At 59.7% G+C, this 21,591-nt stretch carries 25 protein-coding genes; all 25 read right to left on the reverse strand.

The window, feature by feature from the left end; genetic code table 11:
- On the reverse strand, nucleotides 1-1,446 hold the full coding sequence (gene nuoN / locus ABM428_RS10810; RefSeq protein ID WP_005853955.1) for an NADH-quinone oxidoreductase subunit NuoN: 1,446 nt from the start codon (nucleotides 1,444-1,446) through the stop codon (nucleotides 1-3).
- Nucleotides 1,447-1,457: 11 nt separating this feature from the next.
- Nucleotides 1,458-3,014, reverse strand: a complete 1,557-nt coding sequence (locus ABM428_RS10815) for an NADH-quinone oxidoreductase subunit M (protein WP_009824853.1) — start codon at nucleotides 3,012-3,014, stop codon at nucleotides 1,458-1,460.
- Nucleotides 3,014-5,125 carry an NADH-quinone oxidoreductase subunit L gene (nuoL, locus tag ABM428_RS10820; protein ID WP_353627929.1) on the reverse strand — a complete coding sequence of 704 codons (2,112 nt, stop codon included), beginning with the start codon at nucleotides 5,123-5,125 and terminating at the stop codon, nucleotides 3,014-3,016. The genes ABM428_RS10815 and nuoL overlap by 1 nt, the downstream gene beginning before the upstream one ends.
- A gap of 4 nt (nucleotides 5,126-5,129) precedes the next feature.
- On the reverse strand, nucleotides 5,130-5,435 hold the full coding sequence (gene nuoK, locus ABM428_RS10825; RefSeq protein WP_005853964.1) for an NADH-quinone oxidoreductase subunit NuoK: 306 nt from the start codon (nucleotides 5,433-5,435) through the stop codon (nucleotides 5,130-5,132).
- A gap of 180 nt (nucleotides 5,436-5,615) precedes the next feature.
- Complete coding sequence (locus tag ABM428_RS10830; RefSeq protein ID WP_005853967.1) at nucleotides 5,616-6,218, reverse strand: NADH-quinone oxidoreductase subunit J; 603 nt, start codon at nucleotides 6,216-6,218, stop codon at nucleotides 5,616-5,618.
- Nucleotides 6,215-6,616, reverse strand: a complete 402-nt coding sequence (locus ABM428_RS10835) for a carboxymuconolactone decarboxylase family protein (protein ID WP_005853969.1) — start codon at nucleotides 6,614-6,616, stop codon at nucleotides 6,215-6,217. The genes ABM428_RS10830 and ABM428_RS10835 overlap by 4 nt, the downstream gene beginning before the upstream one ends.
- Complete coding sequence (gene nuoI / locus ABM428_RS10840) at nucleotides 6,613-7,107, reverse strand: NADH-quinone oxidoreductase subunit NuoI (protein WP_005853971.1); 495 nt, start codon at nucleotides 7,105-7,107, stop codon at nucleotides 6,613-6,615. The genes ABM428_RS10835 and nuoI overlap by 4 nt, the downstream gene beginning before the upstream one ends.
- Nucleotide 7,108: 1 nt before the next feature.
- Nucleotides 7,109-8,149, reverse strand: coding sequence for an NADH-quinone oxidoreductase subunit NuoH (nuoH, locus tag ABM428_RS10845; protein ID WP_005853973.1), 1,041 nt, complete (start codon nucleotides 8,147-8,149; stop codon nucleotides 7,109-7,111).
- Nucleotides 8,150-8,155: 6 nt separating this feature from the next.
- Nucleotides 8,156-8,524 (reverse strand): hypothetical protein, encoded by a 369-nt coding sequence (locus tag ABM428_RS10850; RefSeq protein ID WP_005853975.1) that lies wholly within the window; start codon nucleotides 8,522-8,524, stop codon nucleotides 8,156-8,158.
- Nucleotides 8,525-8,535: 11 nt separating this feature from the next.
- Nucleotides 8,536-10,551, reverse strand: a complete 2,016-nt coding sequence (gene nuoG, locus ABM428_RS10855; RefSeq protein WP_353627930.1) for an NADH-quinone oxidoreductase subunit NuoG — start codon at nucleotides 10,549-10,551, stop codon at nucleotides 8,536-8,538.
- A gap of 4 nt (nucleotides 10,552-10,555) precedes the next feature.
- Nucleotides 10,556-10,957, reverse strand: coding sequence for a DUF5333 domain-containing protein (locus tag ABM428_RS10860; RefSeq protein WP_005853978.1), 402 nt, complete (start codon nucleotides 10,955-10,957; stop codon nucleotides 10,556-10,558).
- A gap of 117 nt (nucleotides 10,958-11,074) precedes the next feature.
- Nucleotides 11,075-11,362 carry a hypothetical protein gene (locus tag ABM428_RS10865; protein ID WP_009824859.1) on the reverse strand — a complete coding sequence of 96 codons (288 nt, stop codon included), beginning with the start codon at nucleotides 11,360-11,362 and terminating at the stop codon, nucleotides 11,075-11,077.
- 131 nt (nucleotides 11,363-11,493) lie between these two features.
- On the reverse strand, nucleotides 11,494-11,901 hold the full coding sequence (locus ABM428_RS10870) for an MAPEG family protein (protein WP_037944459.1): 408 nt from the start codon (nucleotides 11,899-11,901) through the stop codon (nucleotides 11,494-11,496).
- A gap of 6 nt (nucleotides 11,902-11,907) precedes the next feature.
- Nucleotides 11,908-13,203 carry an NADH-quinone oxidoreductase subunit NuoF gene (gene nuoF / locus ABM428_RS10875; RefSeq protein ID WP_009824861.1) on the reverse strand — a complete coding sequence of 432 codons (1,296 nt, stop codon included), beginning with the start codon at nucleotides 13,201-13,203 and terminating at the stop codon, nucleotides 11,908-11,910.
- Between the two features lie 11 nt (nucleotides 13,204-13,214).
- Nucleotides 13,215-13,442 carry a DUF5337 domain-containing protein gene (locus ABM428_RS10880; RefSeq protein ID WP_132997271.1) on the reverse strand — a complete coding sequence of 76 codons (228 nt, stop codon included), beginning with the start codon at nucleotides 13,440-13,442 and terminating at the stop codon, nucleotides 13,215-13,217.
- 21 nt (nucleotides 13,443-13,463) lie between these two features.
- Nucleotides 13,464-14,480: an endonuclease gene (locus tag ABM428_RS10885; RefSeq protein ID WP_132997272.1), complete on the reverse strand. Its 1,017-nt coding sequence runs from the start codon at nucleotides 14,478-14,480 to the stop codon at nucleotides 13,464-13,466.
- Between the two features lie 13 nt (nucleotides 14,481-14,493).
- Entirely contained in the window at nucleotides 14,494-15,804 is a 1,311-nt protein-coding gene (locus ABM428_RS10890) for an NADH-quinone oxidoreductase subunit E (RefSeq protein ID WP_132997273.1), read from the reverse strand.
- 78 nt (nucleotides 15,805-15,882) lie between these two features.
- The gene (locus tag ABM428_RS10895; protein ID WP_005853993.1) at nucleotides 15,883-17,106 is read right to left on the reverse strand and encodes an NADH-quinone oxidoreductase subunit D; all 1,224 of its coding nucleotides are present in this window, start codon (nucleotides 17,104-17,106) and stop codon (nucleotides 15,883-15,885) included.
- Entirely contained in the window at nucleotides 17,106-17,270 is a 165-nt protein-coding gene (locus tag ABM428_RS10900; protein WP_005853995.1) for a hypothetical protein, read from the reverse strand. Before ABM428_RS10900 ends, ABM428_RS10895 begins: the two co-directional genes overlap by 1 nt.
- A gap of 8 nt (nucleotides 17,271-17,278) precedes the next feature.
- The gene (locus ABM428_RS10905) at nucleotides 17,279-17,884 is read right to left on the reverse strand and encodes an NADH-quinone oxidoreductase subunit C (protein ID WP_037944466.1); all 606 of its coding nucleotides are present in this window, start codon (nucleotides 17,882-17,884) and stop codon (nucleotides 17,279-17,281) included.
- A gap of 9 nt (nucleotides 17,885-17,893) precedes the next feature.
- The gene (locus tag ABM428_RS10910; RefSeq protein ID WP_005853998.1) at nucleotides 17,894-18,430 is read right to left on the reverse strand and encodes an NADH-quinone oxidoreductase subunit B family protein; all 537 of its coding nucleotides are present in this window, start codon (nucleotides 18,428-18,430) and stop codon (nucleotides 17,894-17,896) included.
- Nucleotides 18,421-18,786 carry an NADH-quinone oxidoreductase subunit A gene (locus ABM428_RS10915; RefSeq protein WP_005854000.1) on the reverse strand — a complete coding sequence of 122 codons (366 nt, stop codon included), beginning with the start codon at nucleotides 18,784-18,786 and terminating at the stop codon, nucleotides 18,421-18,423. Before ABM428_RS10915 ends, ABM428_RS10910 begins: the two co-directional genes overlap by 10 nt.
- A 170-nt stretch (nucleotides 18,787-18,956) precedes the next feature.
- The gene (locus tag ABM428_RS10920) at nucleotides 18,957-19,856 is read right to left on the reverse strand and encodes an NAD(P)-dependent oxidoreductase (protein ID WP_353627931.1); all 900 of its coding nucleotides are present in this window, start codon (nucleotides 19,854-19,856) and stop codon (nucleotides 18,957-18,959) included.
- A 56-nt stretch (nucleotides 19,857-19,912) separates the two neighbouring features.
- Complete coding sequence (locus ABM428_RS10925; protein ID WP_353628350.1) at nucleotides 19,913-20,698, reverse strand: crotonase/enoyl-CoA hydratase family protein; 786 nt, start codon at nucleotides 20,696-20,698, stop codon at nucleotides 19,913-19,915.
- Nucleotides 20,698-21,555, reverse strand: coding sequence for a hydroxymethylglutaryl-CoA lyase (locus tag ABM428_RS10930; protein WP_037944468.1), 858 nt, complete (start codon nucleotides 21,553-21,555; stop codon nucleotides 20,698-20,700). The genes ABM428_RS10925 and ABM428_RS10930 overlap by 1 nt, the downstream gene beginning before the upstream one ends.
- Nucleotides 21,556-21,591: the final 36 nt, after the last annotated feature.

Consider the following 21,591-nt stretch of genomic DNA (forward strand, 5'->3'; position numbering starts at 1 on the left):
TCAGTTGATCAGCGTCGCCGCTGCAGAGATCGCAGCAGTTTCGACGCCAAACATGTTCAGGATACCCACGACCATGATCACGGCAGAGGCAACAACGAACCCCGACAGCAGGCTGCTTTTGCCTTCGTCCAGACGGTCATCGCCTTCGGCACCGAAATACATCAGGAAAACGATACGCAGGTAATAATAGGCACCGATGGCCGAGGCGACGGCGCTGGCAACAACCAGCCAGACCAGCCCCGCATCCACACCCGCCTGCCAAACACCTAGCTTGGCGAAGAAGCCCAGCATCGGCGGCACACCAGCAAGCGAGAACAGCAGCACCAGCATCGCCAGCGCCTTACCCGGCGCGCGTTTGGAATACATGTTCAACGCCGAGATATCTGTGACCGGCTGGCCGTCTTTCTCCATCCCGAGGATGAAGGCAAAGGTGCCAATGTTCATGGTCACGTAGATCGCCAGATAGACCAGCATGGATTTGACACCCAGCTCGGTCCCGGCGGCAAGGCCGATCAGCGCATAGCCCATGTGGGCGATCGAGGAATAGGCCATCAGGCGTTTGATGTTGGTCTGACCAATCGCGGCGACGGCACCAAGGAACATGGAAAGGACCGACAGCAGCGCGACGATCTGGCTCCAGTCGGCGACAGCATTGCCGAAGGCGTCATGCAGCACGCGGGCAAACAGCGCCATCGCGGCAACCTTGGGGGCGGTGGCGAAGAATGCTGTAACCGGCGTTGGTGCGCCCTCGTAGACATCGGGCGTCCACATGTGGAAAGGTACTGCCGAGACCTTGAACGCCAGACCGGAGACGACAAAGACGATCCCGAACAACAGGCCAATCGATGTCTGCCCGGCGCTCGCAAGGCTCATGACGCCCGCGAATTGCGTGGTGCCGGCGTAGCCATAGACCAGCGACACACCGTAGAGCAGCAGACCAGAGGACAAAGCGCCCAGAACGAAATACTTCAGACCCGCTTCGGTCGATTTCACGCTGTCACGACGCAAAGACGCGACGACATAAAGCGCCAGCGATTGCAGCTCGAGGCCCATGTAAAGGGTCATCAGGTCGCCTGCGCTGACCATCATCATCATGCCGACGACGCTCAGCGCGATCAGCACCGGATATTCAAACCGCAGCAGCCCGCGCTTTTTCATATAGGCTTCGGACATCGCCAGCACCGCCGCCGCGCTGAGCAGCATGGTGACCTTGGCAAAACGGGCAAAGCTGTCTTCGACGAACAGACCGTTGAAGGCGATGCGCGTGGTGCCACCGCTGGTCATACCGATCCAGATCGCCAGCAGCGTCATCACGATTGCCGTGGCCCAGACGATCACCCCCGCGGCGGCGTCCTTGTTGGTGTAAACCGCCCCAAGCAGTGCCAGGATCGCGAAAAGCGCCAGCAGGATTTCGGGCAGGATGACATTCAGATCAGCGGAAATCATCGCGCGGTCCTTTATTCTGAGGCCGTCTGGACAGCGGCACCTGCCGCCTCCAGGGCCGTATCATAGCTATCAACAAGGGCGGCAACCGAAGGCCCGATCATGTCGAGCACCAGCGCCGGGTAGACACCCAACAGCAACGTCATTGCCACCAGCGGGGCAAAGATCCAGCGTTCGCGGCGCGACATGTCCGTGATGGTGCGCAGGCTTTCCTTGATCAGATCGCCCATCACCACGCGGCGATAGAGCCACAGCGCATAGGCCGCCGAGAAGATCACCCCGGAGGTAGCTACCGCCGCAACCCAGGTGTTCACCTGGAAGGTCCCCATCAGCGTCAGGAATTCCCCGACAAAGCCCGATGTCCCCGGCAGACCGACGTTGGCCATGGTGAAGAACATGAACACCAGCGCATAGGCAGGCATCCGGTTCACCAGACCGCCATAGGCGTCAATCTCGCGGGTGTGCATCCGGTCATAGATCACGCCCACACACAGGAACAACGCCGCCGAGATGAAGCCGTGGCTGATCATCTGGAAGATCGCGCCATCCAGCCCCTGCTGGTTAAAGGTAAAGATACCCATGGTCACGAAACCCATATGCGCGACCGAGGAATAGGCGATGAGCTTTTTCATGTCTTCCTGCACCAGCGCCACCAGCGAGGTATAGACAATCGCGATCGCCGACATCCACAGCACCAGCGGGGCCATCACATCTGCCCCCACGGGGAACATCGGCACCGAGAAGCGCAAGAAGCCGTAGCCGCCCATTTTCAGCAGGATCGCCGCCAGCACCACGGAACCGGCTGTCGGGGCCTGAACGTGTGCGTCAGGCAACCATGTGTGCACCGGCCACATCGGCATTTTCACCGCAAAGCTCGCAAAGAACGCCAGGAACATCATGGTCTGCAGCCCGCCGACCACGGTGATCCCCGCAATCGAGAAGCTGTCGGAGGCAAAGGTATGGGTCAGCAAGCTGACCTCGCATCCGCCAATACAGGTTGTGCCGGCATCCGCGTACATCATCACCATCGCCACCAGCATCAGGACGGACCCGAGGAAGGTGTAGAGGAAGAACTTGAACGAAGCGTAAATGCGGTTCGCCCCGCCCCAGATGCCGATGATCAGGAACATCGGGATCAGACCTGCTTCGAAGAAGAGATAGAAGAGCACCAGATCCAGCGCCATGAACACGCCGAGCATCAGCGTTTCCAGCAGCAGGAAGGCGATCATATATTCCTTGACCCGCGTCTCTACGTTCCAGCTGGCGGCAATGACCAGTGGCATCATAAAGGTGGTCAGCATCACGAAAAGGATCGAAATCCCGTCAACGCCCAGGCGATATTTCAGGCCCATCAGCCACTGCGCCTCGTCGACGAACTGGAACCCGGTGTTGGACGGGTCGAAGTCGAACAGGATGAACAGCGAGATCAGGAAGGTGACCGTCGTCGTAATCAGTGCGAGCCACTTTGCATTGCGCCCCGCTGCGGCGTCATCGCCCCGCAGGAACACAGCCAGAATAAGCGCCGCAAAGCTGGGCATGAAGGTAATGATGGAAAGCAAGTGATGATCCATTAGTGTGCCCCCCCGCTCATCGTCATCCAGGTCACAAGGACCGCGATGCCGATCACCATGGCAAAGGCGTAGGTAAAGATATAGCCGGACTGCGCGCGCCCTGCCAGTCGGGTGAGGAACGGGATGATCCCCATAGCGACACCGTTCAGCGTGCCGTCGATCACATTGCCGTCCCCGCGCTTCCAGAAGAAGCGACCGACGGCCATCGCGGGTTTGACGAAGATCACGTTATACAGCTCGTCGAAATACCACTTGTTCAACAAGAACAGATAAAGCGGCCGTTGGTTCGCCGCCAGACGCGACGGCAGGGTCGGGTTCCAGATGTAGAACCACAGGGCCATCACAAGGCCAAAGACCATCGCGATGAACGGGCTGACCTTGACCCATGCCGGTGCGGCGTGGGCGTCGTCCAGAACGTGGTTGTCGGGTGCGATATACAATGCCCCCTCGCCCGGTGCACCGGCGAAGGCGGGACCGTGGTGACCGGCGTCGGCACCGTGGCCGTCTTCAGCGTGGTCACCTGCGTCGGCGTGGCTGTCTTCCGCCCCTTCAACATGGGTTTCACCACCGGCGGCCATCTCGGCCATGGGGATGCCATAGAACTCGCCCACATCCTCGGCGTGGCCAAAGAAGCTGTTGTACCAGATCATACCCGCAAAGATCGCGCCAAGGCTCAGCACGCCAAGCGGCACCAGCATGACCATCGGGCTTTCATGTGCGTGGTCATGGGTATGCTTGTCGCCGCGCGCCTTGCCAAAGAAGGTCAGGAACATCAGCCGCCAGCTGTAGAAGCTTGTCATCGCAGCCGCGATCACCAGCATCCAGAAGCCATACATGGACCCGCCACCCCAAGCGCTTTCGATGATCGCATCCTTGGACAGGAAGCCCGCGAAGCCAAAATGCGTCAACGGAATACCGACACCGGTAATGGCCAGCGTACCGATCATCATCGCCCAGAACGTATAGGGGATTTTCTTACGGAGCGCGCCATAGTTACGCATGTCCTGCTCGTGGTGCATCGCGTGAATCACCGACCCCGCCCCCAAGAACAACATCGCCTTGAAGAACGCGTGGGTGAACAGGTGGAACATCGCGGCAGAATACATGCCAACGCCAGCGGCCACGAACATATACCCAAGCTGCGACATGGTCGAATAGGCGATGACGCGTTTGATGTCGTTCTGCACCAGACCGATGGTCGCGGCGACAAAGGCGGTGGTGGCCCCAAGGAAGGTGACGAATGTCATTGCCTCGGGGGCGACCTCCATCAACGGAGACATGCGGCAGACAAGGAAAACACCGGCCGTCACCATCGTCGCGGCGTGGATCAGCGCCGACACAGGCGTCGGGCCTTCCATCGCGTCGGGCAACCATGTGTGCAGGAAGAGCTGCGCCGATTTACCCATCGCACCGACGAACAGCAGGATCGCGATCAGGTTCGCGGCGTTCCAGTCCGCCCAAAGGAAACCAACGGTTGTTTCCGCCAGTTCGGGTGTTGCGGCGAAGACATCGTCGAACTTGATCGAGTCGGTCAGATAGAACAGGCCAAAGATACCAAGCGCAAAGCCGAAGTCACCGACACGGTTGACCACAAACGCCTTGATCGCTGCCGCATTCGCCGAGGGCTTCTTATAGTAGAAGCCGATCAGCAGATAGGATGCGACGCCCACGCCTTCCCAGCCAAAGAACATCTGCACAAGGTTGTTAGATGTCACGAGCATCAGCATCGCGAAGGTGAAGAATGACAGATAGGCGAAGAAACGGGCGCGATAGGGCTCCGCGTCCGAGAAATTCTCGTCGTGGGCCATGTAGCCGAAGGAATAGAGATGCACGAGGCTGGAGACCGTGGTGATCACGATCAGCATGATCGCGGTCAGACGGTCGAGGCGGATCGCCCAATCGGTCGACAGGCTGCCGCTTTCGATCCAGCGCAGGATCTGGATGTGCTGTGTTTCACCGTCAAACGAAAGGAACACGATCCAGCTGAGCAGCGCCGCGAGGAACAGTAGACCCGTTGCCACATATTGGCCGGTCTTCTCCCCGATCAGCTTCCAGCCGAAACCACAGATCAATGCACCGACAAGTGGTGCGAAAAGAATGATCGTTTCCATGATCTTAGCCCTTCATCACGTTGACATCTTCAACCGCGATCGTACCCCGATTGCGGAAGAAGCAGACCAGAATGGCCAGCCCGATTGCGGCCTCTGCCGCAGCGACGGTCAGGACGAACAGCGTGAACACCTGCCCCACCAAATCACCCAGATAATAGGAGAAGGCGACAAAGTTGATGTTCACCGCCAAGAGCATAAGCTCGATCGACATCAACATGATGATGATGTTCTTGCGGTTCAGGAATAGCCCGAAAATGCCAATGACAAACAGCGTCGCCGCTACTGTCAGGTAATGTTCAATTCCGATCATGTCGTCCCTCGGTTCTTTTGCCCGTTTCAGGCGTTCTTTAGTTCTTGTCGCGAGATGTTTCCATCCCGATCCCGTCGCACCTAGAAAATGCTGTAGCCGCCCACGACCACGATCAAAACCACGACAAGCACCACAATTGTATTACGTGACATGGATCACATCCTTGATTGGGCAGGCCGCTTAAAGGCCCTGCCCGGGTTTCACATCATTCAGTTTCATCGCCAGCTTCGGATCGCGCATCATCTGATCGACCACATTCTGGCGTTTCACATCCGCACGGTGGCGCAGCGTCAGCACAATCGCCCCGATCATCGCGACCAGCAGGATCAGACCCGACAGCTGGAACAGCAGGAAGTATTGATCATAAAGGATCAGGCCCAATGCGGCGGTATTATGCACCTCGTCGGTGATCACCTGCGTGCGCAGCCCCTCGGCGGCAGAGTTCGCATCCCACGCGCCGAACGCCATCACGAATTGCATCAGGATCACCAGACCGATCAGCAGGGCCAGCGGCATATAGCGCGCCATTTCGGCCTTCAGCTCGGCGAAATCGACATCAAGCATCATGACAACAAACAGGAACAGAACCGCGACCGCGCCGACATAGACAATGATCAGCAGCATCGCGACGAATTCGGCGTTGAGCAGCACGAAAAGCCCCGCCGCGCTGAGGAAGGACAGGATCAACCACAGCACCGAATGCACGGGGTTGCGGCTGATCACAGTGAACAGCCCGCCAGCGATCACGCTGATCGCGAAGAGGTAAAATGCGAAAACGCTCATGCGTCACCTTCCTTGTCATCCAAAACACCCTGCGCGATTTCCATTGCGCGGGTCATGGCGGGGATGCCGGCGAAAACCGCCATCTGCCCGATCGTCTCTATCACTTGCTGCTTGTGGGCCCCTGCCTCTACCGCGTGGATCACGGCCTGACGCAGCGCCACGTCATTCTGGGCACCCTGCATGGTCAGCCCCGAAATCGTCAGCAACATCCGTGTTTTGGCATCCAACCCGTTGGGGTTCATCGTATTGCCAAAAAACGTTTCCATCATGTCTTTGGGCATCTTGCCCATCATCGCCTCGAACCCTTTGGGGGAAAACGCATCCATTGCAGGAAAGGCTTTGGCCATATCCTGCATCTGACGCATCATCTCTTCAAAAGGGTTCTGGCTGTCAGTCATCGGTACGGCGCGTCCAGTTCAAGATTGCGCGCGATTTCAGCTTCCCAGCGTTCGCCGTTGTCCAGTAGCTTGGCCTTGTCATAGAACAGCTCTTCGCGGGTCTCGGTCGAGAATTCAAAGTTCGGCCCCTCGACAATCGCGTCAACCGGGCAGGCTTCCTGACAAAAACCGCAATAAATGCATTTGGTCATGTCGATGTCGTAGCGCGTGGTGCGGCGGCTGCCGTCATCGCGCGGTTCCGCGTCGATCGTGATCGCCTGTGCCGGGCACACCGCTTCGCACAGTTTGCACGCGATGCAACGCTCTTCCCCGTTGGGATAGCGGCGCAGGGCGTGCTCCCCACGGAACCGAGGGCTGAGCGGGCCCTTTTCGTGCGGGTAGTTGATCGTCGCCTTGGGCTTGAACATATACTTAATGCCCAGCTTCAAGCCTTGATAGAAATCCTGCAGCAGGAAGTATTTCGCGTGACGGGTATAGTCGGTGTTAGCCATATCAGCCCCCTACTGTCCAACGGGCATAGATACCCCAGAACCAATCGAATTTCGCGGCGAAGGATACGAAGACAACCCAGAACAGGCTGAATGGCAGGAACACTTTCCATCCCAGACGCATCAGCTGGTCATAGCGGTACCGCGGGGTGATCGCCTTAACCAACGAGAAGAAGAAGAACACCAGCCCCATTTTGGCGACCATCCAGAAGATGCCGTCCGGCAGGCCGGGGATCGGCGACAGCCAACCGCCAAAGAACATCAGCGAGATCAGCGCGCACATCAGCACCACGGCGACCAGTTCACCGATCATGAACAGCAAGAAGGGCGTGGAGGAATATTCGACCTGATACCCTGCAACCAGTTCCGATTCCGCTTCGGGAAGGTCGAACGGCGGGCGGTTGGTTTCGGCCAGCGCCGAGATGAAGAACAGGATCAGCATCGGGAAGTGCGGTAGCCAGTACCAGTTCAGCAGACCGTAGTCGCCGCTTTGCGACAGCACGATGTCCCCAAAGTTCAACGAGCCAGAGCTGATGACGACGCCGATGATGATCAGACCGATCGACACCTCGTAAGAGATCATCTGCGCGGCAGAGCGCAGCGAGCCCAGAAACGGGTATTTGGAGTTTGACGCCCACCCGCCCATGATCACGCCATAGACTTCAAGCGACGAGATCGCGAAGACATAAAGGATCGCAACGTTGATGTTCGACAGAACCCAACCGTCGTTGAACGGGATCACCGCCCAGGCAACCAGCGCCATAACCAATGTGACCATCGGGGCCATGAAGAACACGGCGCGGTCCGCACCGGCGGGCACGACCACCTCTTTGACGATGTATTTTGCGAAATCCGCAAAGGATTGCAGCAGACCGTAGATGCCTACAACGTTCGGGCCGCGGCGCAGCTGTACCGACGCCCAGATTTTCCGGTCGGCGTACATCAGGAACGCAAGGGCAAGAAGCAGGGGAATCACAACAAGGAAAATCTGGCCAATAATCAGCAGGATCGTCCCCAGCGTGGTGTTGAAAAAGAAGTCAGCCATAGGTCCTCACACCGTCGGTATGCCTTTTTCCATGCAGTTCTGCACGGTCACTTCAGCATCTATTGTCTTCAAGCCCGCAGGCAGGCTCGGCGAGATGGTGTAAACAGCATCTGCGTGCCAGACACCACCCTCGATCTCAACATTTGTACGCACGTGGCGGGCAAAACCAAAGCCCCGGATCAAAGTATAGCGCGCCGCGGCACATTCCGCGTATTCCGCTACATTCTCGGATGACTGTGCTTTGGTCATCGCCACGTCGAACTGGACAAGATCCCCGTCCAGCAGTTTGGTTTCAACACCGCGATACTCGGGAATGAAATCTTCGGCCATGGGCGCTTGCGTCTCGCAGGCACCCAGAACCAAAGGCAACATCATCCCCAAAATCCTCACTCCGCCGCCAGTGGTTTTTCGCGGCGGGCTTTGGCGTTGGCCGAAAGCTCTGCCATCAACTGGCTGGCGCGGGCGATGGGGTTGGACAGGTAAAAATCGGCAATCGCAAAGCGCAATGGGCTGTCGCCCAGATCGCCTGTGGCCACCGGCTGCCATGCGTTTTCAGCGACCTGATCGATATTTCCCAGATGCGGGACATCAGCGACCAGCGCCTTGCGCAATGCCGCAAGCGAATCGAATGGCAGCTTGGCATCCAGCTCGGCACTCAGCGCGCGCAGGATGGCCCAGTTTTCCTTGGCCTGACCGGGAGCAAAGCTGGCGCGCGCGGCAAGCTGCGGACGGCCTTCGGTATTGACGAACAAACCGCCCTCTTCCGTATAGGCGGCACCGGGCAGGATGATATCGGCACGGTGCGCGCCGCGATCCCCGTGCGAGCCTTGATAGATCACGAAGGGGCCAGCAGGAATGTCGCCCTCATCGGCGCCAAGGTTATAGATCACATCGGCGGCCAGCACATCGTTGATGCCATTTTCGGCAACGGCACCGACGTCCATCGCACCCACACGGGATGCGGCAGTGTGCAAGACCATAAAGCCGGATTGCGTCGCCTCGGCCAGCGCCATGGCAGCGGCCAGAACCTCTGCCCCGTCTTCGCGCGCCAAGGCCCCCATGCCCACAACGATGACCGAGGATTTCTCGGCAATGTCGGCGTGGTCCTTTTTCAGCAGGTCATTCAGCAGCGACGGGCTGTCGCCCAGATGATCGTAATCGTAGGTCAGATCGACCGCTGGGCCCATCAGCGCCACATCCGCGCCGCGGGTCCACGCCTTGCGGATACGGGCGTTCAGCACCGGTGCTTCCACTGCGGGGTTCGCGCCGATCAGCATCACGGCTTGCGCGTGATCCAGATCTTCGACCCTGGCGGTCCCGACATAGCCCGAACGGTTGCCCGCAGGCAGCTTCGCGCCATCGGTCCGGCATTCGACAACGCCGCCCTGCCCCTCGATCAGTTGTTTCAACGCATATGTCGCCTCGACCGAGGCAAGGTCACCGATCAGACCGGCGACTTTCTTACCCTTCATCGCAGCAGCGGCAGCGGCCAATGCTTCGGGCCAGTCAGCTTTGCGCAATTTTCCGTTTTCACGAATATAGGGCGTGTCCAGACGCTGGCGGCGCAGTCCGTCCCAGACGAAACGGGTTTTATCGGAAATCCATTCCTCGTTCACGCCATCATGGTTGCGCGGCAAGAAGCGCATGACTTCGCGGCCTTTGGTATCCACACGGATGTTCGACCCAAGCGCATCCATCACGTCGATCGATTCGGTCTTTGACAGTTCCCACGGCCGTGCGGTGAAAGCATAGGGTTTCGAGACCAGCGCCCCCACGGGGCACAGATCAATGATATTGCCCTGCAGGTTCGAATCGAGCGTCTGCCCCAGATAGGCTGTAATCTCGGCGTCTTCACCACGGCCGGTCTGGCCCATCTGGTGAATACCCGCGACCTCGGTGGTGAAGCGCACACAGCGGGTGCAGGAAATGCAGCGCGTCATATGGGTTTCGACCAATGGACCCAGATCCAGATCTTCGGTCGCGCGCTTCGGCTCGCGGTAGCGGCTGAAGTCGACGCCGTAAGCCATCGCCTGATCCTGAAGGTCACACTCGCCACCCTGATCGCAGATCGGGCAATCAAGCGGGTGGTTGATCAGCAGGAATTCCATGACCCCCTCGCGGGCCTTTTTTACCATGGGCGAATTGGTTTTGACGACAGGCGGCTGGCCCTCTGGGCCAGGACGCAAGTCACGCACCTGCATGGCGCAGGACGCCGCAGGCTTGGGTGGGCCGCCCACGACCTCCACAAGACACATCCGGCAGTTACCGGCAATCGACAGACGTTCATGGTAACAGAAACGCGGAATTTCCACCCCTGCTTCCTCGCACGCCTGAATGAGCGTCATCGCCCCTTCGACTTCGACTTCCTTGCCGTCAATGATGATCTTGCGGGTATCGCTCATATGCTTATTTCGCTCTCAGTAACGAACCGATCCGGCTCGATTTTTGGATTTCTGCACGCCCTAACGCACAATAGCTTTGCGGGTCCGAAGTATCGACCCCCTTCGCCTTTAAATATGCTGCCCCACGGGCCTTCATGCGCGCCTTTTCAGCATCGCTTTTGCGGTAGGCGTCAATTTCGTCCGACGTATAGCCCAAAGATTTCGCCGTATTGTGCACATTGTTCAAATAGCTGAGCGCGCGGATCATACGGGCCGAGATATCGGGGCATTCTTTGCGAATCCGGTCGGCCAGTCCAAGATCAAGCAGCGCATCATCAACAGCCGGTACATCACGCAGCGGCGGCTTTGCGGCGACAGGGCTGGCCATCAAGGCCACGGTTGTTACGGCGATCAATACGTTACGCATCTTACTCTCCTCATGTAGCGGGGCGGACTGCCCCTTGCTACACATGGGAACTGACCCCGATGTTATTCAATAACATCTCCGGATCAGCCATTTGCCAGCGGTATGTCGCGCAAACGGTCAGGAAGGGCAAGCCCCCTGAAACGTCAAAGCGTCGTCCACAAGGCGCAAATTCTCGGGCGGGGTGTCCGGCCCCACGACCCATTTGATATCCGAACTGCCATAGTTGGTCACACAATAAACCGTCGCTTCATAGCGCGCCGCTTCGCGGGCACCGTTGATCGACTGCGACGCATTGCGCACCCGCAGGGTAAAGACATCGCGTTGCCCGTCGACTTTGCTTAGCTTGGTGCGGAAATATTTACCATCAAAGGCCAGACGGTCTTCGCGGGCGGTACAGCCAGCCAAGACCGCGGCCGTTATACAAAATAGAACAATCTGCTTCATCTTCCCTCACTCTGCCGGTGTGGCCGGACCCGTCTTTTTGTGCAGCCCCCTGCCCGATCAACGGGTGAAAGCTATCGTTCTTCAGTCGTGCCTCAGAAGGCTGCGAAAATCGCCAGGACCGCCAAGGCCAGAATACAGACCAGCCCCAGCATAAAGAACAGCGACCGCATCGGCTGGTTGGTCGTCCCGATATGCACCACGGCCATCGCGACCCGCACCACCACGAATAGCGCCGCAAACAGGTTCACCCAGAACACAGGCGCGCCAAGCAGTACCGCCGCAAGCGTCGATGCCAGAAACGGACCCGACGCCTCTATCGCGTTCATGAACGCGCGTTCGCGGCGATAGACCACATCGTCGTAGTTCCGCTTGGGCTTGCCGCAATCGCAGCGCCCCTCTGGCGTGCGCCCCATGGTAGAGAGCGCGCCAAGGACACTGATCAGAATGGCCCAAAAAGCCAAAGCAGTCAGCGCGTGGCTATAGGCGGCAAAGCTTTCCATCAAAGCTTACTCCGCCGCGACGGCGCTGACGCGGCCGGTGCGTTTGTGCTTGATTCGATCCTCGATCTCGTCGCGGAAGTGACGGATCAGACCCTGAATGGGCCACGCCGCTGCATCCCCAAGGGCGCAGATCGTGTGGCCTTCGACCTGCTTGGTCACGTCGAGCAGCATGTCGATTTCTTCGGGCTCCGCATCGCCGCGCACCAAACGGTCCATCACGCGCATCATCCAGCCCGTGCCTTCGCGGCATGGCGTACACTGACCACAGGATTCGTGCTTGTAGAACTTCGCCAGACGCCAGATCGCCTTGATCACATCGGTGGAGTTATCCATCACGATGACCGCGGCCGTCCCCAGGCCCGAGCGTTGCTCGCGCAGGTAGTCGAAATCCATGATCGCGTCGCGCATCTGCGCACCGGGGATCATCGGCACCGACGACCCGCCGGGGATCACAGCCTTGAGGTTGTCCCACCCGCCACGGATACCGCCGCAATGCTTTTCGATCAGCTCTTCAAAGGTGATGCTCATCGCTTCTTCGACGACGCAAGGATTATTCACATGGCCCGAGATCGCAAACAGCTTGGTGCCCGCATTGTTCGGACGGCCAAAGCTTGAAAACCATTCTGGACCGCGACGCAGGATCGTTGGGACCACCGCGATGGATTCCACGTTGTTCACCGTGGTCGGGCAGCCATAAAGACCGGCCCCCGCAGGGAACGGCGGCTTCATCCGCGGCATGCCTTTTTTGCCCTCAAGGCTTTCCAGCAGCGCGGTTTCCTCGCCACAGATATAGGCACCTGCCCCGTGGTGCAGATAGATGTCGAAATCATAGCCGGATTTGCAGGCATTCTTGCCCACAAGCCCCGCGTCATAGGCCTCGTCGATCGCGGCTTGCAGCGCTTCGCGCTCGCGGATGTATTCGCCGCGGATGTAGATGTAGCAAGCATTGGCATTCATCGCGAAGCTTGCGATCAGGCAGCCCTCGATCAGCGTGTGCGGATCGTGGCGCATGATCTCGCGGTCTTTGCAGGTGCCGGGCTCGGATTCATCGGCGTTCACCACCAGATAGCTGGGGCGACCGTCGCTTTCCTTGGGCATGAAGGACCACTTGAGACCGGTGGGGAAGCCCGCACCGCCACGGCCCCGCAGCCCCGAGGCTTTCATCTGGTCGATGATCCAGTCGCGCCCGTTCTTGAGGATGCCCGCCGTGCCATCCCAATGGCCACGCGCCTGCGCGCCTTTCAGCGTGCGGTCGTGCATACCGTAGATATTGGTAAAGATGCGGTCTTGATCCTGAAGCATGAAGCTAACCTTTATGTGTCACGGCTGGCCGCGCGGGCCCGCCTCATCTGATATATATTGACCATCGCCCAGATCAGGGCTGCCAGCGCGGCAAAGTCGAACAGCAGCGCATAGCGTCCGGGCAAGCCGAACTGCGGCGCAAGCCATTGCGCCGCGATCCAAAGCAACATGGTGCCGGCAATGACAAGGCCGACCATCCGGCCCTTACGGGCCAGCGCGATTTCTACCTTATCTGTCATCACACGGCATCCATGTCAGGCTCAGGTCTTTTTACTACGAGTGGAGAATTCGGTCTCTCCACCGGAGGCGAGGGTTTTGGCCTGCGCCATCCAGTCATCACGTTGAATACGGCCTTTGAACCGCACGCGGGCATCAACCCAAGCGATTTCAGCCGCGGTCCATTTGGCGATCTGATCAAAGTGATAGATCCCCAGCTCATTCAGCGTTTGTTCAAGTTTCGGCCCTACCCCACTGATAAGCTTGAGGTTATCGGCACCGCCAGCGCGCGGCTGGTCTAGCGTTTCGGGGCTGCTTTCCACAGTACCCGCTGGAATATCCGCGATCCCCGAACGGGTCGAGGTAGCACCCTTGACGGTGGCCGGTGCCTGCGGTGTTTCAGCCGGCGTTGGTTCCGGGATAGAGGCGACAGGCTCCGCCGCCGCTTCGGGCACGGGCGCAGGAGCCGGAGCCGCCTTGGCCTTTGCAGGCTCGGCTGCGGGGGCTTCGTATTTGTAGCTGCCCTTGCGCGCAGCGAGTTCCTCTTGGCCCTTCAGTTTGGCCGTGGGCTTGATCCCCGAGAAAGCGGCGGGTTCGTCTTTGGCTGCCGGCGAGGTGCCCGCTGTCGCCTCTGACGCGGCACCGCCGACATCGGCCTTTGCCTGACCGCCGGTCGTGTCTTCGGGGCGAGTCTCTACCGTTTCGGTGGCAGCGGGTTCCGCCTCCAGCGTCGGCTCAGGCTCTACCTCGGCGTCGCTGGTTGGTGCGGCGCTGGCCGCCTGGGTTGTGGCCGCCGTTGCAGGGGCCGCAGCCGCCGCAGGAGTGCTGGCCGTCTGCATAGGCTCATCCCCAAGCGACCCGCACATGAATTTGGACAGGACCACAAAGGTCACAAGCCCCAGTATGATTCCAAGGAACAGGGAGGCGATAAAGCCCCAGCCGAAAACCAGCCAAAATAGCAACGCGAGGACAAGGCCGACCCCCGCCCCCCACCGCATGCAACCGCGTTTGCATTGCTCTTTTTGCGTCAAATCAGTCATGTCCGTCCCTTCGTTCGCCATTCAAGATGATCTATTATGTGTTATAGATACCATCTTTTGTGGCGCGCGACGAGAATTCTGTTTCTTCACCAGCAGCAAGCTTTTTCGCCTGCTCGACCCAGTTGTCGCGGGTCACGCGACCCTTGAAACCTTCGAGGTTCTGATCCACCCAAGATACCTCGTTCGGGCCCCAGTCAGCGATCTGGCTAAAGTGGTAAAAGCCCATCTTGTTCACCAGCGCTTCGAGCTTGGGACCGATGCCCTTGATCATCTTGAGGTCATCCGCCGCGCCGCCTTCGGGGGCATCCAGCGTCTTGGGCTTGGTGGCTGCCGCATCCGCATTGGCCTCTGCAGATTTTGCAACCGATGCTTTTTTGGTGCCCGCGGTCGAGGCTTTGGGCGCAGGGGCCGGATCGCCGGGTGCGACGCTGCCTGCTTCGGGTTTGCCCACAGCTTCGGTGCCGTCAGCCTCCCCCGGTGCTTCGGAGCGTTGATCCGAGGCATCGCCCACATCACGTGGTGCGTCTTCCTCTGCGGCGGTACGACCGCCTTGGGCACCGTCAGGGCCTTCGGGTGGCATATTGTCATCGCGCGCAACAGGCTGTTCCTTGTCAGAACCGGCGCTGTCTGCAGCATCTTTACCCTGCCAGGGTGCCGTCAGCGGCACTTCGGTACCATCGATGCGCTTGAGCGTGTCGCCGATGTCCACGGCCAGCTGCGCGCTGGCGTTGTATTGTGTCTTGCCGCTGTCGTGATCGGTGAGACTGGTCAACCCGGACAGCGGTTCAGAGGCATAGCGCCCGTTCTGCGGGCCGGGCACAGGCACCTGCCCCGCCGCCATCTCGTCGATCATGGCCCGGAAGCCGTCGACGGTCAGATCTTCGTAATAGTCCTTGCCGATCTGCGCCATCGGCGCGTTCGAACAGGCACCCAGACATTCGACTTCTTCCCAAGAGAATTTGCCGTCTTCACTGATCTGATGTGCCTTGGGCGCGATGCGTTCCTTGCAGACCTCGATCAGGTCTTCGGCCCCGCAGATCATGCAGGATGTCGTGCCGCAAATCTGGAAATGCGCGACCTCGCCCACAGGCTGAAGCTGGAACATAAAGTAGAATGTCGCGACCTCGAGCCCGCGGATATAGGCCATGCCCAGCATTTCAGAGACATGTTCGATCGCAGGGCGGCTCAGCCAGCCTTCCTGTTCCTGCGCACGCCACAGCAAAGGGATGATCGCGCTGGCCTGACGGCCTTCGGGGTATTTCGTGATCTGCGCTTCGGCCCAGGCCTGGTTGGCAGGGGTGAAGGCAAAGCTTGTCGGTTGGTCAGGGTGCAAACGGCGCAGCATCAGATCAGGCTTTCGTTCTTGCGGAAACGGCGGGCGCCTCCGGCGGGAGTTTATTTGGCAAAATGAAGAGGACCCGGCTCAACGGTCGACCTCTCCGAAAACGATGTCCATGGTGCCGATGATCGCCGCGACATCCGCCAGCTGGTGCCCCTTGGCGACATAGTCCATCGCTTGCAGGTGCAGGTAGCCCGGCGCGCGCAGTTTGGCACGGTAGGGTTTGTTCGATCCATCGGCCACAAGGTAGACGCCGAATTCGCCCTTTGGGGCCTCGACCGCGCAATAGACTTCGCCGGCGGGGACGTGGAACCCTTCGGTGTAGAGCTTGAAGTGGTGGATCAGGCTTTCCATGTCGGTTTTCATCGCGGTCCGGCTGGGGGGCGTGATCTTGCCCCGCGCCAAAACATCGCCCTGCCCTTCGGGCGCGCGCAGCTTCTCGATGGCTTGCTGGATGATGTAGGTGGACTGGCGCATTTCTTCCATCCGGACGAGGTAGCGGTCATAGCAATCGCCGTTCACACCGGTCGGGATCTGGAAGTCGAATTCATCGTAGCATTCATAGGGCTGCGCACGGCGCAGATCCCATGCCAGGCCAGAGCCGCGGACCATCACGCCCGAGAAGCCCCAATCCTGGATGTCCTGTTCAGACACGATGCCGATGTCAGCGTTACGCTGTTTGAAGATCCGGTTTTCTGTCAGCAGCTGATCCACGTCGACCATGAAGCCCGACAGGAACTTGTGGGTCCATGCCTCGATATCATCAAGCAGCGCGGGCGGCAGATCCTGGTGGACCCCGCCGGGGCGGAAATAGGCCGCGTGCAGACGGGCACCGCAGGCGCGTTCGTAGAAGATCATCAGATCTTCGCGTTCTTCAAAGCCCCAGAGCGGCGGTGTCAGCGCACCCACGTCCATCGCCTGCGTGGTGACGTTCAGCAGGTGTGACAGGATGCGGCCGATCTCGGAATAGAGCACGCGGATCAGCGAGGCGCGACGGGGCACTTCGACACCGGTCAGCTTTTCGATGGCCAGACACCAGGCGTGTTCCTGGTTCATCGGGGCCACGTAATCCAGCCGGTCGAAATACGGCAGGTTCTGCAGGTAGGTGCGGCTTTCCATCAGCTTTTCGGTGCCACGGTGCAGCAGGCCGATGTGCGGATCGCAACGTTCGACGATCTCGCCGTCGAGTTCGAGAACCAGACGCAGAACCCCGTGCGCCGCAGGGTGTTGCGGGCCGAAGTTGATGTTGAAGTTGCGGATCTTCTGCTCGCCGGTCAGGGCGTCTTCGAAACCTTTGGTGCCGTCCATCATTTACGCTCCAGCTCGGTCAGTTTGACGCCCATCCACCACAAAAGGGCGACGGTGCCCAAAGGCACGATACAGGCAACAGACCAGTATTTATTGATCCCGAAAAACGGCAACAGCTTGACCATCGGGATGATTGTGAGGGCAGACAGTATGAACCACCACATGCCCCCCATTATTTTGCCTCCGGCTTTTCATCGCCCGGCAGAATATATTCGGCCCCTTCCCAAGGCGACATAAAGTCGAACTGGCGATATTCCTGAACGAGGCTCACGGGTTCATAGACCACGCGCTTTTCCGTCTCGTCATAGCGGACTTCGGTATAGCCGGTGGTTGGGAAATCCTTGCGCAGCGGGTAGCCGCGGAACCCGTAGTCGGTCAGCAGGCGACGCAGGTCGGGGTGGCCGGCAAAGATGATGCCGAACATGTCAAAGACCTCGCGTTCGAACCAGTTGGCCGACGGGTGGATATCGACGATCGAGGGGACCATATCCTCTTCGCGCGCGGCGACGCGCAAGCGGATGCGCTGGTTCTGGTACATCGACAGAAAATGATAGACGACATCAAAGCGTTTGGCGCGGCCCGGGTAATCCACCGCGGTGATATCCACCAGCGAGGAGAAACGGCAGGTCGCGTCGCTTTTGATAAATTCTACTAGACCGGGCAGATTGGCCTGGGTGACATCCATGTTCAGCTCGTCAAAGGCGATGTCCCAGCCGAGGATACAGTCGGGGCGTTTCGCTTCGATATACGCGCCAAGTTCGTTCAGTTGTTCTGACATATCAGCCCCTTAGCGAACAATTGTGCCGGTGCGGCGGATTTTGCGCTGCAACTGCATGATACCATAAAGCAACGCCTCTGCCGTGGGCGGGCAGCCGGGCACATAGACATCGACAGGCACGACACGGTCACAGCCGCGCACCACGGAATAGCTGTAGTGATAATAGCCGCCGCCATTGGCGCAAGACCCCATAGAGATCACATAGCGCGGTTCCGGCATCTGGTCATAGACCTTGCGCAGGGCCGGCGCCATCTTGTTGGTCAGCGTGCCCGCAACAATCATCAGGTCGGACTGACGCGGAGACGCGCGTGGCGCGGTGCCAAAACGTTCCAGATCGTAACGCGGCATCGAGGTGTGCATCATCTCGACGGCGCAGCAGGCCAGACCAAAAGTCATCCAGTGCAGCGAGCCGGTACGGGCCCAGTTGATGATGTCTTCGGTCGAGGTCAGCAGGAAGCCTTTGTCCTGCAGTTCCTTGTTCAGGTTCTGGGTGGCCACATCGCGGTCCATCCCGGCCACATTGGCCCCGGCGGCTGCTACTGCCATTCCAGTGCTCCCTTTTTCCACTCATATGCAAAGCCGGCGGTCAGCACGGCAAGAAAGACCATCATCGACCAGAAACCGGCCATGCTCACGTCCTGAAAGGCCACGGCCCAGGGGAAGAGGAAAGCGATTTCGAGGTCGAAGATGATGAACAGGATCGACACGAGGTAGAACCGCACGTCAAATTTCATCCGGGCGTCATCAAAGGCGTTGAACCCGCATTCATAGGCCGACACTTTTTCAGGGTCCGGGTTGCGCACGGCCAGCACGACGGCGGCCAGGATCAAAACAATGCCAAGGACAATCGCCACGGCTAGAAAAAGTAGGATCGGCAGGTATTCCCGCATCATGTCGTCCAAGGGGAAGCTCCTTTTGCGTATGCGACGCGCCACGCGCCCTGTCAGCCAAACGGCACTATTGGCTTTGGTCGGTTTACTCCGCTGTCCGGTCAGGGTCAACCGAGCCCGCCATATTTGCGTCATCCTATCGTGGGGCGCGGCGCGCCCTGCCCGCGCCCGCGTGATTGGCGCTATTTTTCCAGCAGATCGCGGCTCTCGCGCCAGCTGTACTGCGGCGCGAACCCCAGCAGGTCACGCGCCTTTTCGATGCTGTAGAATGTCTCGAAATGGTCCATATCGCGGGTCTGGCGCACGTCTTTATAGTAGCGATCAATCAAGTCAGACGTTTGTGCGGCGACAGAGGTGTCCGCGTTGGCCACATTGAACACCTCGTAGCCTAAGCCGTCCACATCAAGACAGCGCTGCACCATCTGCCCCAGATCGCGGGCATCAATATAGGCGAAGATATTGCGCCGCCGTTGATCGGGGTCGTGAATGAAGCCGGGGAAAAGGCTGGCGTATTCATGCGGTTCGATCACGTTGTTGATTCTCAACCCGTAGATATCCGCCCCCGTGCGCGCCTGAAAGCTGCGCGCCGTCGCCTCGTTGCAGACCTTGGACATGGCATAGCTGTCTTCGGGCACGGTCGGGTGCTCTTCATCGACGGGGATATAGTCGGGCTTCCGCTCCCCCTGGGCAAAGCAGACGCCATAGGTCGTCTCGGATGAGGCAAAGATGATCTTGGGCACCCCCGCCTTCACGGCGGCATCAATGACATGATAGGTGCCAAGCGTATTGACCCGAAACACCTCTGTATCCGACGTGATCAGGATGCGCGGCACGGCGGCGAAATGCACAACGGCGTCAAACCCCTGCACGCCGGTGCACTCATCCAGTTCGCCCAGATTCATCAGACTATGCATCACATCATGCATCTGGCCTGCGTCGGTAATATCGGCAATGCGGTTGTCAACGCCGGGGTGATCCAGCGGCTGCTGGTCCACGTTCAACACCTGATGCCCCTGATCCAGCAGATAGGGGATCACATGCCGCCCCGCCTTGCCGCTGCCGCCGGTGAATAGAATACGCATGGGGGCCCCTTTTGCCGTTGATGTCGTGGCAAAGCCTAGAGCGTTGCCGCCGCGCTTCAACCCGTAACCCAGGCCGCCTTGCGCTTGTCGAAGAAGGCACCGATTCCCTCGGCCGCCTCTTCGGTTTCCCAGCGGTCGGCCAATGCGGCGATGGTATGGTCCACGACCTGAGCGTCGATCCGCGGCCCCAGATCCCGCGCGAGCTGTTTCGCCGCAGCCACGGCCCCCGGCGCACAGGACAGATAGGGCACGACCTCGGCCTCGATCGCAGCGTCCAGCGCATCCGTCGGCACGGCACGGGCCAGCAACCCCAGATCGACCGCCTCTGCCGCGTCAAACAGACGGGCCGACATGAACACCCGCCGCGCGCGCCCCTCGCCCATGCGGGCCAGCACATAGGGGCCGATGGTGGCCGGAATGATCCCCAGCCGCGTCTCGGTGAACCCCATCTTCAACGTATCAACCCCGATCGCCACATCACAGACCGAGGCCATGCCGACACCGCCACCAAAGGCATTCCCCTGCACCCGCCCGATCAAGGGCTTGGGCAGCGTGTTCAGCGCGCCCAGCATTGTGGCAAGCTTGCCTGCCTCGGCCGATCGTGTCGGCCCATCCATATCGCGCTGCGCCTGCATCCAGCCCAGATCACCGCCCGCGCAAAAGCTTTTGCCCGCACCGGTCAGCACCACGACCCGCACAGCGTCATCAGCGGCCAAGGCGGCGGTGGCTCCGGTCAACTCCGCTATCATCTGCGCGGACATGGCGTTGTGCTTTTCCTCGCGCGCCAACGTCAACGTCGCGACCCCGCGCGCGTCGGTCTCCAGCTTCAGTGTCTCGTACATCATCCTGCCCTCATCCGCCGCGCCATCTCGGCGGCTTCCTCGATCACCGCCTGATCCAACCCGGTGTCATAGCCAAGCGCCATCAGATGCGCGTTGACCTTTTCCGTAGCAACATTGCCCGCAGCCCCCGGCGCATAGGGGCACCCCCCCAAACCGCCGACGGCGGCATCGAACACCCGCACGCCCATGGACAGGGATGCATCGATATTGTCCATCGCCCGCCCGTTGGTGTCATGGTAATGCCCGGCCAAACGCCCCACAGGCACCACATCGCGCACCGCCAGCAACATGCGCGCAATCGTATCCGGCGTGCCCGCCCCGATGGTGTCACCAAGCGAGACCTCATAGCAGCCCATAGAGAAAAGACGATCCGCCACTTCCGCCACCTTGGATGGCGCGACCGCCCCGTCATAGGGGCATTCCACCACACACGAGACATAGCCCCGCACCGGCATATCCACATGGCGTGCCTGCTCCAGGATCGGCGCGAAACGCTCGAACGCCTCCTCGATGCTGGCGTTGATATTCTTCTGGCTGAACCCCTCGCTGGCCGAGGCGAACACCGCGATCTCTCCCGCTTTCGCCGCGACCGCATCCTCGTAGCCCCGCATATTCGGCGTCAGCGCGGCATAACGCACCCCCTCGACCCGAGCAATCCCGCCCAGAACCTCACCCGATCCGGCCATTTGCGGCACCCATTTGGGGCTGACAAAGCTCGCCACCTCGATCCGGGAAAACCCCGCACGGCTCAGCAGGTCGACCAGCGCGATCTTCTCCGACACCGGAATTTCGCGCGCCTCGTTTTGCAGCCCGTCCCGTGGACCGACCTCGAATATCTCGCAGACCCCTTTATCCATAACGCCCCCTCCCCTTCATTTTGCCAAATAAACTCA

This window comes from Sulfitobacter sp. TCYB15, assembly GCF_040435955.1.
Classification (GTDB): Bacteria; Pseudomonadota; Alphaproteobacteria; order Rhodobacterales; family Rhodobacteraceae; genus Sulfitobacter; species Sulfitobacter pontiacus.

Excerpts from the sequence above, each read along its gene's own strand:
- ABM428_RS10880 (WP_132997271.1), bottom strand. The coding sequence starts at position 13,442 with ATGACAGATAAGGTAGAAATCGCGCTGGCCCGTAAGGGCCGGATGGTC.
- nuoH (WP_005853973.1), bottom strand. The coding sequence starts at position 8,149 with ATGGCTGACTTCTTTTTCAACACCACGCTGGGGACGATCCTGCTGATT.
- ABM428_RS10905 (WP_037944466.1), bottom strand. The coding sequence starts at position 17,884 with ATGTCAGAACAACTGAACGAACTTGGCGCGTATATCGAAGCGAAACGC.
- ABM428_RS10900 (WP_005853995.1), bottom strand. The coding sequence starts at position 17,270 with ATGTGGTGGTTCATACTGTCTGCCCTCACAATCATCCCGATGGTCAAG.
- ABM428_RS10895 (WP_005853993.1), bottom strand. The coding sequence starts at position 17,106 with ATGGACGGCACCAAAGGTTTCGAAGACGCCCTGACCGGCGAGCAGAAG.
- ABM428_RS10910 (WP_005853998.1), bottom strand. The coding sequence starts at position 18,430 with ATGGCAGTAGCAGCCGCCGGGGCCAATGTGGCCGGGATGGACCGCGAT.
- ABM428_RS10925 (WP_353628350.1), bottom strand. The coding sequence starts at position 20,698 with ATGTACGAGACACTGAAGCTGGAGACCGACGCGCGCGGGGTCGCGACG.
- ABM428_RS10815 (WP_009824853.1), bottom strand. The coding sequence starts at position 3,014 with ATGGATCATCACTTGCTTTCCATCATTACCTTCATGCCCAGCTTTGCG.
- ABM428_RS10885 (WP_132997272.1), bottom strand. The coding sequence starts at position 14,480 with ATGGCGAACGAAGGGACGGACATGACTGATTTGACGCAAAAAGAGCAA.
- nuoI (WP_005853971.1), bottom strand. The coding sequence starts at position 7,107 with ATGGCTAACACCGACTATACCCGTCACGCGAAATACTTCCTGCTGCAG.
- ABM428_RS10860 (WP_005853978.1), bottom strand. The coding sequence starts at position 10,957 with ATGCGTAACGTATTGATCGCCGTAACAACCGTGGCCTTGATGGCCAGC.
- nuoK (WP_005853964.1), bottom strand. The coding sequence starts at position 5,435 with ATGATCGGAATTGAACATTACCTGACAGTAGCGGCGACGCTGTTTGTC.
- ABM428_RS10890 (WP_132997273.1), bottom strand. The coding sequence starts at position 15,804 with ATGCTGCGCCGTTTGCACCCTGACCAACCGACAAGCTTTGCCTTCACC.
- nuoG (WP_353627930.1), bottom strand. The coding sequence starts at position 10,551 with ATGAGCGATACCCGCAAGATCATCATTGACGGCAAGGAAGTCGAAGTC.
- ABM428_RS10850 (WP_005853975.1), bottom strand. The coding sequence starts at position 8,524 with ATGATGTTGCCTTTGGTTCTGGGTGCCTGCGAGACGCAAGCGCCCATG.
- ABM428_RS10830 (WP_005853967.1), bottom strand. The coding sequence starts at position 6,218 with ATGAGCGTTTTCGCATTTTACCTCTTCGCGATCAGCGTGATCGCTGGC.
- ABM428_RS10920 (WP_353627931.1), bottom strand. The coding sequence starts at position 19,856 with ATGCGTATTCTATTCACCGGCGGCAGCGGCAAGGCGGGGCGGCATGTG.
- ABM428_RS10930 (WP_037944468.1), bottom strand. The coding sequence starts at position 21,555 with ATGGATAAAGGGGTCTGCGAGATATTCGAGGTCGGTCCACGGGACGGG.
- nuoL (WP_353627929.1), bottom strand. The coding sequence starts at position 5,125 with ATGGAAACGATCATTCTTTTCGCACCACTTGTCGGTGCATTGATCTGT.
- ABM428_RS10835 (WP_005853969.1), bottom strand. The coding sequence starts at position 6,616 with ATGACTGACAGCCAGAACCCTTTTGAAGAGATGATGCGTCAGATGCAG.
- nuoN (WP_005853955.1), bottom strand. The coding sequence starts at position 1,446 with ATGATTTCCGCTGATCTGAATGTCATCCTGCCCGAAATCCTGCTGGCG.
- nuoF (WP_009824861.1), bottom strand. The coding sequence starts at position 13,203 with ATGCTTCAGGATCAAGACCGCATCTTTACCAATATCTACGGTATGCAC.
- ABM428_RS10870 (WP_037944459.1), bottom strand. The coding sequence starts at position 11,901 with ATGGAAAGCTTTGCCGCCTATAGCCACGCGCTGACTGCTTTGGCTTTT.